12 protein-coding genes are annotated in these 16,695 nt (G+C 55.4%); 3 read left to right on the top strand and 9 right to left on the bottom strand.

Features of this window, described 5'->3' with window-relative positions:
• Window positions 1–20: 20 nt before the first annotated feature.
• Window positions 21–767 (top strand): FadR/GntR family transcriptional regulator, encoded by a 747-nt coding sequence (locus CFA77_RS11220; protein WP_206990770.1) that lies wholly within the window; start codon window positions 21–23, stop codon window positions 765–767.
• Between the two features lie 305 nt (window positions 768–1,072).
• On the opposite strand, the gene CFA77_RS11215 is transcribed toward CFA77_RS11220, so the two are convergent.
• Both CFA77_RS11215 and CFA77_RS11210 read right to left on the bottom strand, forming a co-directional pair.
• Window positions 1,073–1,384, bottom strand: a complete 312-nt coding sequence (locus CFA77_RS11215; RefSeq protein ID WP_206990769.1) for a helix-turn-helix transcriptional regulator — start codon at window positions 1,382–1,384, stop codon at window positions 1,073–1,075.
• A gap of 502 nt (window positions 1,385–1,886) precedes the next feature.
• A complete protein-coding gene (locus CFA77_RS11210) occupies window positions 1,887–2,840 on the bottom strand; it encodes an SDR family oxidoreductase (protein ID WP_206990768.1) in 954 nt (317 codons plus the stop codon).
• A 166-nt stretch (window positions 2,841–3,006) separates the two neighbouring features.
• Between CFA77_RS11210 and CFA77_RS11205 the strand changes: the two genes are divergently transcribed.
• Entirely contained in the window at window positions 3,007–3,897 is an 891-nt protein-coding gene (locus CFA77_RS11205; RefSeq protein WP_206990767.1) for an AraC family transcriptional regulator, read from the top strand.
• A 15-nt stretch (window positions 3,898–3,912) separates the two neighbouring features.
• Here the strand turns inward: CFA77_RS11205 and CFA77_RS11200 are convergent, their stop codons facing one another.
• Together CFA77_RS11200 and CFA77_RS11195 are read right to left on the bottom strand one after the other, a co-directional pair.
• Window positions 3,913–4,524, bottom strand: a complete 612-nt coding sequence (locus tag CFA77_RS11200; RefSeq protein ID WP_206990766.1) for a TetR/AcrR family transcriptional regulator — start codon at window positions 4,522–4,524, stop codon at window positions 3,913–3,915.
• 109 nt (window positions 4,525–4,633) lie between these two features.
• Window positions 4,634–6,391 carry an amidohydrolase family protein gene (locus tag CFA77_RS11195; RefSeq protein ID WP_206990765.1) on the bottom strand — a complete coding sequence of 586 codons (1,758 nt, stop codon included), beginning with the start codon at window positions 6,389–6,391 and terminating at the stop codon, window positions 4,634–4,636.
• Window positions 6,392–6,606: 215 nt separating this feature from the next.
• Here CFA77_RS11195 and CFA77_RS11190 point away from each other — a divergent pair, with 215 nt between their 5' ends.
• Window positions 6,607–8,820, top strand: a complete 2,214-nt coding sequence (locus CFA77_RS11190) for a TonB-dependent receptor (protein WP_206990764.1) — start codon at window positions 6,607–6,609, stop codon at window positions 8,818–8,820.
• Window positions 8,821–8,880: 60 nt separating this feature from the next.
• On the opposite strand, the gene CFA77_RS11185 is transcribed toward CFA77_RS11190, so the two are convergent.
• From CFA77_RS11185 to CFA77_RS11165, 5 genes are all read right to left on the bottom strand, one after another.
• On the bottom strand, window positions 8,881–9,711 hold the full coding sequence (locus CFA77_RS11185) for an alpha/beta hydrolase (RefSeq protein WP_206990763.1): 831 nt from the start codon (window positions 9,709–9,711) through the stop codon (window positions 8,881–8,883).
• 733 nt (window positions 9,712–10,444) lie between these two features.
• Window positions 10,445–12,238, bottom strand: coding sequence for a carboxylesterase/lipase family protein (locus CFA77_RS11180; protein ID WP_206990762.1), 1,794 nt, complete (start codon window positions 12,236–12,238; stop codon window positions 10,445–10,447).
• Window positions 12,239–12,433: 195 nt separating this feature from the next.
• On the bottom strand, window positions 12,434–13,222 hold the full coding sequence (locus CFA77_RS11175; RefSeq protein ID WP_206990761.1) for a DeoR/GlpR family DNA-binding transcription regulator: 789 nt from the start codon (window positions 13,220–13,222) through the stop codon (window positions 12,434–12,436).
• Window positions 13,223–13,266: 44 nt separating this feature from the next.
• Entirely contained in the window at window positions 13,267–14,559 is a 1,293-nt protein-coding gene (gene rhaI, locus CFA77_RS11170; RefSeq protein WP_206990760.1) for an L-rhamnose catabolism isomerase, read from the bottom strand.
• 17 nt (window positions 14,560–14,576) lie between these two features.
• Window positions 14,577–16,682 (bottom strand): bifunctional rhamnulose-1-phosphate aldolase/short-chain dehydrogenase, encoded by a 2,106-nt coding sequence (locus CFA77_RS11165; RefSeq protein WP_206990759.1) that lies wholly within the window; start codon window positions 16,680–16,682, stop codon window positions 14,577–14,579.
• Window positions 16,683–16,695: the final 13 nt, after the last annotated feature.

The following is a 16,695-nucleotide window of genomic DNA, read 5'->3' as shown; positions in this document are numbered from 1 at the left end:
CTGCTTGAAGGAACCATTTGATGTCAGAGAAGCGCCTTTACCACACCGTTGCCAGAGCTATTCTGGATATGATCGAGTCCGGATCTTATCCGCCGGGCACGCGGTTGCCTGGAGAGCGCGAACTGGCAGAGAGATTTGGCGTGAGCCGCGTCGTGGTGCGAGAGGCCGAAATCTCTTTGGAGGCCATTGGGCGACTCGACATCAGGGTCGGGTCCGGCGTCTATGTACGCGATGCCGACGAATCGAGCGGACTTATACTGCCGCGTGTTACACCTTTCGAGCTAACTCAGACCCGCCTGATCTTTGAATCCGAGTGCGCCGCTCTCGCTGCCACGCAGATCACCGACGCGCAAATTGAAGGACTGCGGGAAACGATAGAAAAGATGGCGTCATCGACGCACGATACTCCTGACGGCGACGAAGCTGATCGCGACTTCCATCTTCAAATTGCGAAGGCCACGGGCAATGCGGCCAACGTGTTCTTCCTGCAAAACCTCTGGCGTATGCGCAATGAAATTGACGCAGTCCGGAAAGTCTATTCAGCCGTGTGTCTCGATGACACGTCACATCGCGTGAATGAGCATTCGAATATCCTCGATGCTCTGGAAGCCAGAGATCCACAAGCCGCTCGTGAAGCAATGCAGGGCCATTTCGAGCGCCTGCTGGAAGCGCTTCTGGACGCGTCGGAACGACAGGCCATCGAGGAGGCGCGGCAGAAGTCGAGCGCCAATCGGGAGAGGTATCTCAAATTGGCGGCTGCGCGTTAGGAGAGCTGGAGGCAATTGTCAGGGGAAGTGGTCGTTGTCTATTTACGCCTGACATCATGATCTACCTTCCAACGCACAAGTTCGCCGCCATTCAATCGGGTTCACGGTACGGGTATTTCTCGACGGTTTGAGCGGAAGATATTGGTCGCACCCGAGCGGAGGAGGTTGGTGATCCCTGAGACTTCTTCCATTCGCATGGACTGCGCTCTCAGGAGTCCGTAGAGCGCGTTTCACCCTTCAGTACTGGTTGGCTTTCTGAAGTTGTCAAACGCGCTCTGGTGACTCTCTCTCAGAGCTTTCTGAAGCTACTCGTCGTAGTAGTTGTGTATGTCACGTGCCAAGTAGACCAGTTGCCACTCCCAAATGGTAATCACCCGGTCTGCAACCGACACGATCTGGTGGTCATCCGGGCATTCCTGAGCGAGCCAGGCGGAAAGCACATGGGCAACGTCGTGACTGAAGAAGTTGGCGATTGTTGAAAGATGTCGGAGCGGGACCTTGGCAGAGCCGCGCATCCATTGAACGACGGTTGTGTCTCTCTTGTATCCAAGCTTTTCGGCAAGCTCGGCGGGTGTGGATGTCCGGTACTCGAAAGAGAGTTCGAGAAACCGGGACATCCGGTGGTTTGAAGGTGTTTCTTCAAGTTCTGGGAACAGCATTGGTCTTCCTTTCGGTTGGTTGTCGATAGGAAGAATCTAGCGGTTCTCGTCGGTGATTGCGGGTGGCAAACTCTTGTTTGTGTAAGGCGAAGTGTACTTGTCGGGTTGAACCTACGGCATATACGAAATGTCTCGTTTCAGCGTATCCGAAGGCTTTGGGAAAAAGCTTCAATCGGTTCGTTGGTGCACAATCACTTCAATCATCAAAGGAATATCGAGAGTAGGGCCGGATTCAAATTGCTACGTGACGCTGCTCTTCTCGAATGGCGCGCGTTGATCGCCGCCTGAGACCTGTACATCCGCGAAAAGCGGAGACTGGTTCGAAGCCGTCTGACAGCGCCCACCTTGGCGGGACATGCAAGGACCCGTTGCGATGGCGTATTTCCTGCGCGCGTCCAAGCAGATGGCAACAGTCCGTCAGGTTGACTCGACCCGCGCGGGGCCGGGGACCTTCAGGGAATTAAAGTGACCATTCGAATCCGACGGCCTTTTCGGACACGTCCCAAAGCCGCGCCATCACCGCCTTGTCATAGGCATGGGCGTTCAGGGTTCCCTTGCCGACCGGTCCTACGAATTCGCGGGTGCCGGTGGGGCCGTAGAGGGCGCGCTGTTCGGTCAGGGCCTTTTCGGTGGCGCACATGACTTCCGGGTAAGACCCTTGCTCAGCGGTTTGGACCATCGGTGTCTTGGTCATCAACCACCAGATAAACCGCATGGTGCGGCTGCCGCTGGTAGAGATCAACGAGGTGGCAGACGAACCAGGGTGGCAGACGAAAACCTCGACATCGTTGCGCCCCGCAGCGGCCAGCCTGTCTTGCAGCTCATAGCCGAACATCATCTGCGCCAGTTTGCTTTGTGAATAAGCTGTGTTCGCGCCGTATCCTTCTTCCCAGTTCATGTCGTCAAAGTTGATGGTTCTCAGACCCATATTGTAGCCAAGGCTGGCCACGATAACGATCCGGCCTTTGCTTTCCGCGATCCGCTCGAACAGAAGGCCGTTCAGCAGGAAGTGACCGAAATGGTTGGTGCCAAGTTGGCTCTCGAACCCATCCACTGTCAGCTTGCGGGTGGGCACTTGGGCGATGGCGGCGTTGTTGATCAGCGCGTCAATGCGCGGCACGGTCGTCAACACCTCGGCAGCCGCATCGCGAACACTATCCAGAACCGCCAGATCCAATCGAACAAAGCTGACATCGGCCGCTTCGCCGATTTCCTGTTTCAGTTCTCCGATGGCCGCTTTCGATTTCTCGGTCGAGCGGTTCAGCATTACCACCTTCGCGCCTATCTTCAGAAGCGTTCGTGCCGCCTGAAAGCCCGCGCCCGAATTCGCCCCGGTGATGAGGTATGTCTTGCCGCTCAGGTCGCCGAGGCGTTCGGGCGTCCAGCCCTTGGGTCCGAATGTCGTGTCTGCCAATGTTTTCTCCTGCCAGCGCTACTGGCCGTCTGTTCGGATGTCTGATTTTTTCCTAGAAGGTAGATGGCTCTCGGAAAGTGCAGGAAACAGACGTAATCGTCGCTAATACATGCCTGATTGTCTCGTCCGTATTGTAAAGCAGCATCTTCCTTGCCAGTTTAGCATCATGAGCAAAGACCAGATCAGACACCTGATCGACCAGCGCCTTCCCGAGGCGGGGGTGGTCGACACCGCGCTGAAGGGCGTGCAGCTTTTCCGCGTGACCGAACCCGTTCCCTGCGCGCCCGCCGTCTATGAGCCCACCGTTGTGGCAATTCTCAGCGGTGTGAAAGAGGCCATCCTAGACGGCGAACATCACGCGTATGGCAGCGAAGAATACCTGCTGTGCCCTATGACCCTGCCTGTTGAAGCGGGGGCCCCGCAGGCATCGGACGACAACCCGCTGCTGGGAGTGATGATCGCGCTGGAGCCACGCATGATGCGGGATCTTGCCATTGAGATGGAGACCACCGCCGGCGCCGGTTTCAGACACGACGGCCTGTCGCAGCCAGCGCTGGCGCTGGCGAAATGGGATGTCGGATTTACTGAGGCCCTGCTGCGGCTGCTGGAGCTGCTCGATAATCCGGTGGACGCGGCGGTGCTGGGCCCGGGGCGTCTGCGCGAGCTGTATTATGCCCTGTTGAAGGGGGAGGCAGGGTCCGCCGCGCGGCGCGCCTTCGGTGTTGGCAACGAAATCGCGCGCACCATCGACTACCTGTCCAGCCATCTGAGCGAACAGGTCACCATTGACGACATGGCCAACCATGTTGGCATGAGCCGCGCGGTGTTCCACCGGCGATTCAAGGAGGCGACGACGATGACCCCCATCCAGTTCGTTAAGTCAATGCGCCTGAATAATGCCGCTATGAAGATCGCTGAGGGCAAGACTGTGTCCGAGGCCGCCTGGGACGTGGGCTATCAAAGCTCGTCGCAGTTCAGCCGGGAGTTCAAGCGTCTTTACGGTCAGTCTCCCAGGCAGTGGAGCCATGCCCGGCAACCGGCACTCGGTCCGGCGTAACGGCCTATCCTAACATCAACTGCCAGACTGATTTGTAAGTGCAGCCCACAGCAGGTCTTCCAGAAACGCCCGTTGAGCGGATTCGGTCTCATCCTTGCGCATCAGGACCAGCGAATGGACGTTCTGGATGATCTCCGCAAGGCGTTCATCGGACAGATCGTTGCGAAGCGTGCCTTCTGCCCGCCCGCGCTCGAAAACCGGGGCCCAGATCTTCACAATCTCGGCCCGGACGGCATCGTTGCCCTGAACGAGAAAGTGCTCCATTTGAGTGCTCGTTTCGTTCAGTATGATCGCTTGGAACAGTTCTTCTTCCTGCGCGATGCGTATGTTTTCGATCGAGCCTTCGATCAGGGCTTCTTTGACGTCCGAATATTTGGCGACCGCACCGGCAGACTTTGATCCCATGCCTCGCAGCAATTGGAACAGAACCTGATTCACCAGCGCGGGCCGGTCCTCGAACATGCGATAAAGCGTTTTCCGAGATATGCCGGCCTCGCGAGCAATGTCACTCATTGACGTCTTGTGAGGTCCCAACTGCCTGAAACACTTCAGGGCAGCGTCAACCACCGCTTTTCTGGACACGCCGGAATGTGTCGTTTCGGGGCCGGGAGCGGTAGTGTCAGTCATACAGGATTTCACAGGCCTTTGCTTGAATGGGTAAGTATCTTGCCGGACCGCATTTAGTCCATACTTCACAGTCTATTCGAGCACACATGGCAGCCCCCTGAAGTTGACGTCATTCAGCGGCCATGAGTGGTGATGGGGCGGATTTCGACGTCACACGAACGAATGCACCGGGGGTTGCTCCGGTGGGGCGGTCCGTTTGGTGAGTGACCACACCATTCACGATAACACAGTCGTAGCCGCCCGCGCGAGCTTGGCGGCGCCAGTCGCCTTCGGGCATGTCGTGGACAATCTCATACTTGCTCATGTCGAAGTAAAGCTGGTCGAGATTGTAGATCAGGATATCCGCCTTGAACCCGGGGAGTAGGGCGCCGCGATCACGAATGCCGACCGAACGCGCATGTTTCAAGCTGAGCTGGAAGTGCATTTCTTCCAGTGTCTTGAGTTTTTCCTCTCGTACCAACCAGATCAACAGGTCGGTTGCGTAATGCCCCATGCCAAACGCCTTTGTGTGGGCTCCACCGTCTGAACCACCGGGGACCACGGCTGGATTCGCCATGAGGCGTACCGCTTGATCCGGCGTGATTGACGCGATCGGCGGCGACTTCATTTGCAGGTCCAGATCCGACTTGACGCCAAGGTCCAGCAAGGCGGCGACAGCACTCACGCCAATTTCTAAGCCGACCTGCGCCAGAGTTTTTCCGAGGAATTTCTGAAGCGCGGGATGTTCGCCGACCGCTATGACGGTTTGGCCTTCCAGGCCCGCCGCGCCGCTTGCAGCACCCATTTCCGCGTATTGCGTCTCAAACTCCCGAACAAAAGCGGGGTCTTTTATCAATGCAAGAATTTCGGCATCGGAACTGCAGCCGACGATTTTGCGGACTGCGGGAAGTTGGCCTGCGGCGGTATCGAGTTCTCGGATGCCGGCCTCTACCCAACCGCGATTGATCAGGGCACCAGCTGTTACGTCGAATCCCGCTTCGCGCATGGAGTCTAGCCATTGAAGGTCTTCGTCGACCACTTGGGGCACCAGATCATGTGTCAGGAATACGTTATGTATGACCCGCACGCGCGTCCCGCGGGCCAATTCGGCTACACGTTGTGTGATGGAACGATCGCCGAAATACATGATCTGGGGCAACATCTGGATGACGCCTTCGCCGCGCGTTATGACTGCACGACAAATATTCAGAATATCGTCATGGTCCATGAGGTCGGTCGGCATGGGGGTGCCGTCCGTATCGACATGTGAATTGCCTTCGGCACCCATAACCGACATCGAAATACCTATGGCCCCGGCGTTCATTGCTTCATTGATCAGGCGATGTATTTCGGCCAGTTCTTCTGTATTCGGTCCTCGCGTTTTGGCGGCATCTACACCCATCACATAGACGAGCAGGGGATTGAGCGGGAGAAACGTCAGGACGTTCAGCCCTTTCCGCAAACCGCGGATGCGTTCCATGTATTCGGGAAAGGACTCCCAGTCCCACGGCAGTGCTGCTTTCTGGTGGGACACAGGGATTTGCTCCGTAGTTTCCAGCATGCCCATGATCCGCTCGCGGTCTTTTTCTCGAACCGGAGCAATTCCAAAACCGCAATTTGCATTCACGACGGTCGTGACACCATTGCGACCGGCATCCAGACAGTACGGATCCCAGAACAAGGCTGCATCGTAGTGGGTGTGCTGCGTTATGAAACCGGGCGCGACGGTTTTTCCGGTGGCGTCAATGGTCTGCTTTGAGCTGCGGCCCCGCAGATCGCCAATTTCAGAGATCTGATCATTAATGATTCCGATATCTGCATAGCCACCGGGACTGCCTGTGCCATCGACAAGAAATCCTCCTGAAATGATTAGATCAAAATCCGTCATTTGTCGTTCCATCCCTTCTCTGTGGTTGTTTGTTGCAAACCTCGATTTGCAAGCACGGAAGAGGTTTTGAACCCGCCTCTCCTTCTGTTCATGACGGATTGAATGACACAATAATATACAATTGTCACCCCTGAGTTGACACAAGACACAAAACGTAATCTTTGTATCAAAAAGCGGAACGCATAATACAATTAGTCCGCATGGGAGGAACGAGGATGACCAACAATCAAGACACCACAACTGCGTCTGGCGAAGCCGGTACCGCAAGAAGAACGACCGCAGCGGCAAGGTGGGGCGGGCTGGCGGCATGCGTTGCTCTAATGCCGTTGACCACACCTGCGGTCGCGCAAATGGGTGAAGGTGTCGAAGCGGAATCTCGTCAGGCGACTGTGATAGTCACGGCGACCAAACGAGAGGCGAGCATCCAGGATGTCGCCGCCTCAATCTCGCAGGTCGGTGGAGATGATCTAGAGACGCGCGGTGTCGATGATGTCGAAAACCTCGCCCTGCAGATACCGAATTTGACATTCGGAAAATTCGGGAGAAACACATTCGTGACAGTGCGCGGTATTGGCACGACGGTCGATTCGGGCGTGGCTGAACCCTCCGTTGCAACCTATGTCGATGGCGTTTTCCTCCCGCGCGCCACAATGGCGCTGCTGCGCCAGGTGGACCTCGAGCGCGTGGAAGTTTTGCGGGGACCGCAAGGCACGCTCTACGGGCGCAATGCGACGGGCGGCGCGGTGAACTATGTTTCGCGCGGACCGAGCGACACGTTCGAAGGGAAAATTGTTGCCACGTTTGAGGAGCGTAACGGCCGTGGTGTCGATGCCGTCGTGTCCGGTCCCATCTCGGAGGGATTGTCCTTCCGGTTGAGCGGCGGCGTGCAAAAGCAGGATGGCTATGTGAAGGTGCTGAATACCGGTCAGGATCTTGGTGATCAGGATCTGTGGCATGCGCGCGGGGCTCTAAAGATTGAGCCATCAGACAACGTCACGATCGACCTTTCTGTTCAGCATGAAGAGGACACTGGAAATTTTGGTTGGCAGTCGGTTGTTTCCGAACCATTTGTTGTTGCTGGAACTGCGGCGTTGTTCATGACCAACGCGAACTTCACAACAACGCCTAACCAAGTGTACGCGGACGGCGATCATTCCGGAAATGCCGAGACGACCATTGCGATTGCGCGGGTGAACTGGGATGTTTCGGAAACAGTCTCCTTCCGCTCCATTACCGGCTATGTCGATCATGAGATCGACAATTCATTTGATGCGGACGGGACCAACTTCTTCTTCGCCGATCTTACGGGATCGTCTAGGCCGTCCCAATCGTTTAGCCAGGAATTCAATTTGTATGGCCAGACGGGTGCGCTGGATTGGTTGATCGGGGCCTACTATTTCAGCGAAGAGTTTGAACTTGGCCTGCCTGTGGAGTTTCCGGGAGTTCTGTTTGGCGTCCCCACGGTGCCGCGTCTCGAGGTTATTGCGGGGGATTTGGTTGAAGATACGGAATCCTATGCGGCATTCGCCGATGTGACCTATGCATTGACGGAACGGCTGCGCATCAATGCCGGATTGCGCTTCAACGCAGAGGAAAAAGAGTTTACGTTTTTTGGTGCGCCGTCTCCGGCTGGAAACATCGACTCTGAAGACGTCTTGCCGAAGCTCGGCATGCAATTCGATGTCAGTAATAATGTGAATGTCTATGCGAACTGGCAAAAGGGCATCAAATCAGGCGGACACCAGCTAAGCTTGCCGCAATTGTTCGACAGCGAAGAACTGGATGCGTACGAACTTGGCATCAAGTCACAATGGATGAATGGTGCCCTGACCGCGAACGCCGCGCTTTTCTCCTATGACTATACGAATCTGCAAGCGACCATCACCATTCCGCCTGCGACGACCTTGGTTGAGAATGGGGATGCGGAGCTGATCGGGCTGGAAGGCGAACTCATATATGCCGCAACGGATAATATTGCCTTCAATATGGGCGTCTCGCTTCTGGACACGGAATATACGGACCTGATCACGACCGACCAGGCATTGCCAGGGACGCCCGCTGTCGACCTCAACGGGGAAGAACTAATCCGGGCACCCGAGTTCACTGCGAATTTCGGGGCGGAGTGGAATATTCCAATAAATTCCGGCTTTCTAGGTAGCGTGCGCCTGCGCGGAGATGTCTTTCACTCAGCTGATTACAAGCTGGCCTTCATTGACTATCCGGAGTTGAGGCAGTCTGAATACACGAACATAAACCTGTCAGCGACGTTTACAGATACGTCTGGCAATTACCAGCTTCGTGCTTTTGTGAACAATGCCACCGACGAAATCATCCTGAACAATGGGAGCTATTTGGCGTCGAGCGGTGGGTTCATCGGCATTCACTCGGCGCCCCGGACCGCCGGCGTTTCGCTTTCTGCCAAGTTCTAGGTTTTCTCTCAGATGGACTGCCAATGTCTCGGCGCCGGTTAGCGGAGCCGGGACCTTTTTTCAGCTATCAATGCCAAGCCGTCGACGCAGGAAATCGAATGATGCCTCGCGGAAATCACGTGAGATGTCTGCTTCGGGCGCCAGGGCGTCAAACCCGTGGGGAACATCTTCAACAATTTCCAGTTCGCTCTCTACGCCGTCTTTCGAGAGCCGTTCCGCATAGTCGAGGTTTTCACCGTAGAAGAGATCCTTGTCGCCAACCCCGATCCAGGCTGGCGGCAAATTCGACAAGTCGGGCCGACGTGACGGCACAGCCCAACGCGGAATCTCCGATCCGTCATCCGGCGGATGTCCCAGATAGGCAGACCAGCCGAAAAAATTGTTCTCATTGTTCCAGGCGATATGCCGGACTGGTGTGAGGTCTTCCCGTGTTGCCGTTCGGTCGTCGATCATCGGATAGTAAAGAAGCTGCACGGCCGGCTGCGAGCCTCCTTCATCCAGAATCCTCTGGCAGAGTGCGGCTGCCAGACCACCCCCCGCGCTCTGACCCGCGACGACAATTCTGGAAGGATCGACTCCCAAGAGTTCAGCATTGTCCAGAAACCACAACCAGGCTTTGTAGCAATCGTCGAGCGGCGCCGGATACGGATGCTTAGGCGCCAGTCGATAGTCTACTGACACCACAGACATGCCGAGTTCGCTGACAATCCGATTGCAATCAGGATCGTTCATTCTTGCCTGGCCCATTACATATCCACCGCCGTGAATGAACAGCATTCCAGCGCCGGCGTGTTCGCTGACCGGTTCGTAAACGCGAACGCTGACATGTTCGAGCTTTACGGTGTGCCTACGAACATTGGCGTCGTCATGCGACCGGAAGGCGATTGCCATGACCGATTTCATCAGCATCCGCGACAACGGACTTCGAAGAGATATGGTCGGCATCCTCGCAACTTGCTTTTGCACTTGAGGGTGCAGATCGCTGACCTTCATTTGCTTTGATGTCATGATGTTTCATCTCACTCCCTGTTTGTTTGCAGATGGAGTACAGAAGACTTCTGCACAAGCTGAGACTCTGACACAATATTGTTGATGTGTATCACACATTTGCCGCAGCGGTATTGAGATGAGAACTGGGTTCAAGGAGGGGGTCTCTAAGGCGTACCTTCGCGAAGGGATGAAATCACCTTTTTGCTAACTCATTGCAATGCAGAAGATCATCCCGTTTGCGACGGACTTGTCAAAGGAACCAGACCCGAGTTGACCAATACTGCTGGTTGGCTCCAATCGATGGAAAAAACTGTTCTGTTGCTTCAGAACGATGAGGATTGTGAACAGCCTGCTGAAGCTGGATCTGCCCGACGATCCGGCCGCATCTCAGAGTATGGGCAGTTCAACATCCTTGTCAGGGTAAATGCCGAGGAAAGGGGGTGACTATACCCACGTTACCCTAAGACTTCTCCTCTCTGGCGAGTGCGCTCTCAGAGCGCGCAGGAGAGTCGAAAAACGGTCTCCAGTACAACTCTTCTTGATCCATTCGTCTGTGTACAATGACATAGGACATCACGGGAACATCGAGAGCAGGCCAATCTCAAATCGCATCGCGATGTTGTTCCATGTGGATCTAGCAGTTCTCGTCCGCAAACCGGGTCCACGATTCGATATCCCCTCCAACCGTGCCGACGACTTCAAGCAGGGGGAGGGCGGACTTGCAACGCTGTTCCATGGACTTCAATCGTGTGTCGGCCAGAAACTGGTCGAAGAGCTCGGTCGCAGTGGGAACGGGTTCCGCCATTCTGACACCGCCATCTTTGTCCGAATCCAGCAGCATGAGGGAGGTGTCGCCCGGAGCCACCGCCTTCCAATCCGGCAGATCGCCTTCCATCCCTTTTCCAGGGCTACCATTGTGCGCAAACGCGCCCCAATACGATATCATTTTGGATGAAAGGGCTTTGCGGCCGGGCGCATTGTGCTTTTTCCAGGAGACGCCCATATAGTCTGTCACGGGCTGGTCAAACCCATCGATCACAAAGGCAATTTCCGAGGCGTGGGAAGCGCCGACGAGGAAACCGATATCTGTCGTAAAGGCCTTGCCCTGTTCATCCCAGTCAAACCGATAGGTGAAGGCGGGCGAGGTGTAGGTTGCCTCCCAGACTTCGGCGGGTTCCCGAACACCGTACCCGGCCCAGGCAGTATCAGGATAGTAGCTCACCGCCTCATACACGTTCTTGTTCTTTGGCCAGAACACAACCCCGAACAAGCTGCCGACCAAATCGCGATCAAAAAACGACATACCTTTGATCTCGTCCCTCGTTGTCCCGATCATCAATGGGATGTCTTTGAGGCGTCCCGAAGTCAGCGCGCCGCGCACGCCGATATCCGGGATGGAAATGCCGTCCGACACGCTACCAACCGGATCGATGAGCCCGGGCATTTCCCGCTCCTTCGGCATGGCTTTGTAGATCTCGAAGATCAATTCAGCAGGCAGGTCCCGCAAGGCATTGGCCAGCGACAGCTCAGAACCATCGTGAGGAGCGAAGTCTGGGTGCTGTTTTTCAAGTGCTTGCAGGAATTCTTGTGGCGTAGTTCCAGGCACGTCGTTTGAGTTTGCCAGATCTTCCAAAGCCAAGCTGTTGAAACCGCCGCTCTGAATAATCGCCTTGTGAAACAGCCCTTCCGAAAGGGGAGAGCTCAGAAGGGCAGAAATGTGAAAACCGCCGGCAGATTGTCCAAACACGGTAATGTTTTCGTTGTCTCCACCAAACACTTCAATATTCCTCTGTATCCACTCCAAAGCTGCAATTTGATCCAGAATTGCGAAGTTTGCAGACCGGTCCAAATCGGTTTCTGCGGTCTCGGCGATGGCTGGATGGGCGAACCAGCCCATCATGGCCAATCTGTAATTGATGGCGACGACTATCGTATTGGTTCGATTGGCGAACTGTCCCATTTCGTATTGACCGGCATGTCCCCAGACGCCTGCACCACCGTGGATCCAAACCATTACCGGCAATGGCTCCTTGCTTTGGTCCGCTGGCGCCCAGATGTTCAGGTACAGGCAGTCTTCCTCGCCGAGAAAGGACCAGTCTTCATGTTCCGGCTCATAGGGTGGCGCGTACTGTGTGCATCGTTTGTCTGGCCTTGTGGCCTCATAACGACCCTTCCAGGGCGCTGCGAGGCGAGGCGCCCGCCATCGCAAGTCGCCGATCGGCGCCTGCGCAAATGGGACACCGTACCAGGCAAGAGATTGCTCTGCGCCAAACGTGCCGATCACGTCTCCCTGCTCGACAGCGCGGACGGTGGATTCCTGAGGGGAGCGCTCAAGTGCCAGCGACCCTGATGGTTTGGAGTCAGAAGAACACGCGGCCAGCACAATCAATGACGCAGCGACAATACCTGCGAATTTCAGCAGACTCATGAAACCTCCCGAGCAGTTTTATGTCAGGCACAATGAGGGCAAAACATTTCAAATGCAATTTTTTTGTTGCGTCCATAGGAAACAGTTTGGAACTGAACTCCGGGGGCGAACACAAACCAGTGCGCTGGCAGGAGCCGGGGAGCAGGCGATCTGAGCCAGGTGGCCAATTTCTTCTGTCAGGCTGAGCGCGAATACTTACGTGTCAGCGACAATCAATCGGATCCCTGCCGACTCAATCGATTGAGCATTCTGTTCGCTGATGCGGGCATCGGTGATGAGGATATCGATCTCTTCCAGAGGACAAACAACGTTTCCGGATGAGTTTTCAAATTTCGATGCGTCGGCCAGAACGATGACTGTTTCCGCTCGCTCCATGAAGCGCCGTTCGCTCGCCACAAGAACCACATCATCCTGTAACAGGCCGCGTGCATTGAGAGCAGCTGCACCCATAAAGAGCTTCGGAGCATAGAAAGCAGGTGTCAGGTCTTCGCCAAAAAGCGGCAAAATGATATTCTGTTCCGGGAATACCGCGCCACCCGGAACCAGAACGCGAGTGCCTGATTGCATTCCAAGTGCATGAACGATGTGGAGTGAGTTGGTGAGGACCTGCAAATTGAGTTCTTCGAGGAAAGGACACATCTGCAAGGTTGTCGAGCCGCCATCAATCATGATTCCTTCACCCGATTTGCATAGCTCCGCTGCAGCCTGGCCGATGGCTCTTTTCTGCTTTGTGTTCTGGGTTACGTTCTCATGAAACGGCGTGCCGAACAGTTTCAGATCGGGCTGCATATTGGTATCGTCTGACAATACCGATTTTGCGCCGCCCCGCACGCGTGCGATCTTGCCCTCACTGTCGAGGCGTTCAAGATCCCGGCGGATTGTCGCTGGAGATCCGTCGATTTTGGACTCGAGGTCCCTGAAGCTGACAAAATCGCGTTTGGCCAGCAAATTTAGGATGATGGATTCGCGTTCGGTGGCATGCATCGTGATATCATGCAGACAGAACGCTAAGAATCAATCAATATCGATCATACAATTCCGGACCCGAGTTCCACAGCCACACGCTCTTGCGACTTGAGATCACGGTATCCGGACGCACGATAAGTGCCGATCATATCTATCGCGCCGCCATTTTCCGCCCTGGAGGCGGCAAGTATTGGCGAGACATCGGTTTTATAGGCGTCTCGCAAAGTCTGGAAGGCGAGCATGGCATCATTAGCTTCCTGAGCCCCATGAAGTGCCTCTCGATCTACCAGGACAGCCTTTGCATAGGCGGTCAGGATGGCATCGGCAGATGACATCATCGATTCAATAGGGTCAGTCACATTGTGCGACTGGTCGATCATATAGGACGGGTTGAACCCTTTCCGGGGGTGCAATTCGGCCTCCACGAGTTCATTGAACACCAGGAAAAGTTGATGTGGATTGATGGATCCGGAATCAAGGTCGTCATCGCCATACTTGCTATCATTGAAATGGAATCCCCCCAGCTTGCCAAACCGATGAAGGCGCGCAACGATCTGCTCGATATTCACGTTTGGAGCATGGTGACCCAGATCGATCAGGCAGTGGCATTTTTCTCCGAGTGTCTGGGCTGCCAGTATGGATGATCCCCAGTCGGATATCACGGAAGAATAAAAGGCGGGCTCGAACATTTTGTGCTCAAGAAGCATGCGCCAATCAACCGGCAGCTCGGCATATATCTCGGCGGCAGCTTCAAGATAGCGGTCGAGTGAACGGCCGAGATCTTGCTGGCCTGGGAAATTCGTTCCGTCGCCAACCCAGACTGTCAGGTCGGTGGCGCCGAGCTTCTGGCCGATCTCGATACATTCAATATTGTGTTCCACGGCTTGAGCGCGCGTGGCCGCATCGGTCGATGACAGAGACCCGGTCGCATAGGATTTGGCTTGGCCAGGCTGGTCCTGGAACGTATTTGAATTCACGGCATCGAAGCCAAGTCCATAGGCTTCAGCCTCTTGTCTCAGTGCTGAGTAATCCGCCACCTTGTCCCAAGGAAAGTGAGGACTGACGCGCGGTGTTGCCCGAGTCAGCTGATGGATGACCGCGCAATCTGCAAGTTTTTCGTGAATGTTGGTCGGCTCGCCCGGAATCGGAAACTTGGCGAACCGTGTGCCGCCACGTCCGGCACCCCATGAGGGCACGGCAACGGAAAAATCCGATACTTGCTGCTGAACCGCGGCAATGTTGATACCACGACGCGAGAGCTTGCGCGAAAGTGCCGCGTAGTCCTCCTCAAGCGCTTCATGCGCACGATCATTCTGCTCTGAGATCAATTCCGCTGAAATGGGAAGGTCTGTCATGATGTCGAAGCTCCCGTTTACCGCGTGAACGCTTGCGCGTTGCCGGCATCAACATTGACCATATTGCCGGTGCATTTGGCCGACATATCACTGGCAAAGAAATAGACCGCCTCTGCGACATCCTCGGGCAGCACGTCTCGCTGCAACAAGGAGCGCAGTCGGTAGTGTTCTTCCAGTTCCGCGCCAGTGTCGATGCCATGCGCGTTCGCGCGCTCCTTGCGCCAGTCGCCATCCCATATCCGGGAGCCCTTGATAACTGCATCAGGATTTACTGTGTTCACACGGATCCCGTGGGCGGCTCCTTCAAGCGCCAGGCAGCGTGCGAGATGGTTTGCAGCGGCTTTCGCCGATGCGTAGGCGGCAGCGCCCTTGGCCGCGGCAACACCGTTCTTTGAACCGATGAAGATCATCGACCCTTCTCCTTGTTGTTTCATGAGCGTGAAGGCGGAGCGGGCCGTCAGAAAGTAGCCTTCTGCCAGAACGTCGAAGTTCTTTTTCCACAAGGCCGATGTTGTCTCTTCGAACGGTGCCGAGGAAGCGATACCGGCATTCGCCACGAAGATATCGCATCCACCAAACGCGACTGCGCAAGATCTGAAGGCGGCAGTAACAGCTGTTTCATCCGTGACATCGCAAACAGACGTTTGAATAGAATCCTTGCCGAACTGTCCCGTCAGTCGCGCTGCGATTTCCGACAACGCAATGTCGTCGCGATCCAGCAGCATGACACAGGCGCCATCGCTCAACAGGCGGGTCGCGGTGGCTGCGCCAATTCCTCCGGCGCCTCCGGTGACAACCGCAACTTTCCCCGCAAGTGGTTTAGGTTTGGGCATGCGTTGCAGTTTTGCTTCTTCCAGGCTCCAATACTCAATATTGAAGGCTTCCTGCTCGTCTAGTGCCACGTATGATCCGATCGCTTCGGCTCCCCGCATGACATTTATGGCGTTGCCGTAGAATTCACCGGCAATGCGTGCAGTGGATTTATTGGCGGCAAATGTAATGCGTCCAATTCCCGGAACCAGCACCACAACTGGGTTCGCGTCCCGCATTGCCGGATCATCAGGACCTGCGCACCGGTGAAAATAGTCCGCATAATTCTTCCGATAATCTTCAATCGATGATCGCAGATAAATCTCGTCTCCGAGCCGTTCGGGATCAAGCGTCAAGGGCGAGATTTTGGTGCGGAGAAAGTGATCGGGGCATGAGGTTCCCAGTTTGGCCAATCTTTCGAAGTCAGAAGACCCGACAAATTCCAGCGTTTCTGGATCGTCAGAAAAGTGTGCGAGCTTTGGGCGATCACTCGTCATGAATGCCCGCAGTTTCGGCATCAATTCTGCAGCGATTGCGCGTCGGTCCGGATTGTTCGGAACGATCGTGCCGCCAAAAGCTGGCGCCTGTCCCAATTTCTCATTCAGATAGCGAGCGGCATCGGCGATCAGCTGTATCGTATGTTCGTAACAATCTTTCGAGGAGTCTGCCCAACAGATGATGCCATGACCGGCAAGCATGACGCCCTGAACGTCGGGATGGTCCCTGACATAATCCCGGATCATGACGCCAAGCGTAAAGCCGGGGCGCTTCCAGGGAAGCCAGCCGATCCGACCCTTCCAAATCTCCTTCGTCGCGGCTTCACCACCTGAAGAGGCGGCAAGTGCTATGATCGCGTCTGGATGAACGTGATCTATGTGCGCAAACGGAAGCAATGAGTGAAGTGGTGTGTCGATAGAGGCGGCGCGGGCATTCAGATTGAATGTGCAATGCGGCAGGTACGAGACCATCTTGTCATCGTCATCCGGCCCGGAATAGTGATTTTCCAACTTCAGGAGTTTCGACTGATAGAGCGTGGCGAATCCGTCCAGATTCATTGAGCCGATGTCGCCGCCGGAACCTTTGACCCATAGAACTTCGACCTCCTCGTTTGTCAGGGGATCTGCTGCCTGCAGTTTCGCGGACGTGTTTCCGCCGCCGAAATTCGTGACGGTCAGATCAGACCCGAGTAGGTTGGACCGGTACAGAAGAAGTTCGGCTGGCGAGAAGCTGCTTGCAAATGCGTCGTCCCACAGGCTCTCGGGGATTGTGAACTTTGTAGCCGACTTATGGACAGTCGCGGAATCGATGGTCATGAACACAGGCCTC

The organism is Hyphomonas sp. KY3 (genome assembly GCF_017309975.1).
Taxonomy (GTDB): Bacteria; Pseudomonadota; Alphaproteobacteria; order Caulobacterales; family Hyphomonadaceae; genus Hyphomonas.
This window is presented reverse-complemented; position numbering and strand designations above follow the sequence as displayed.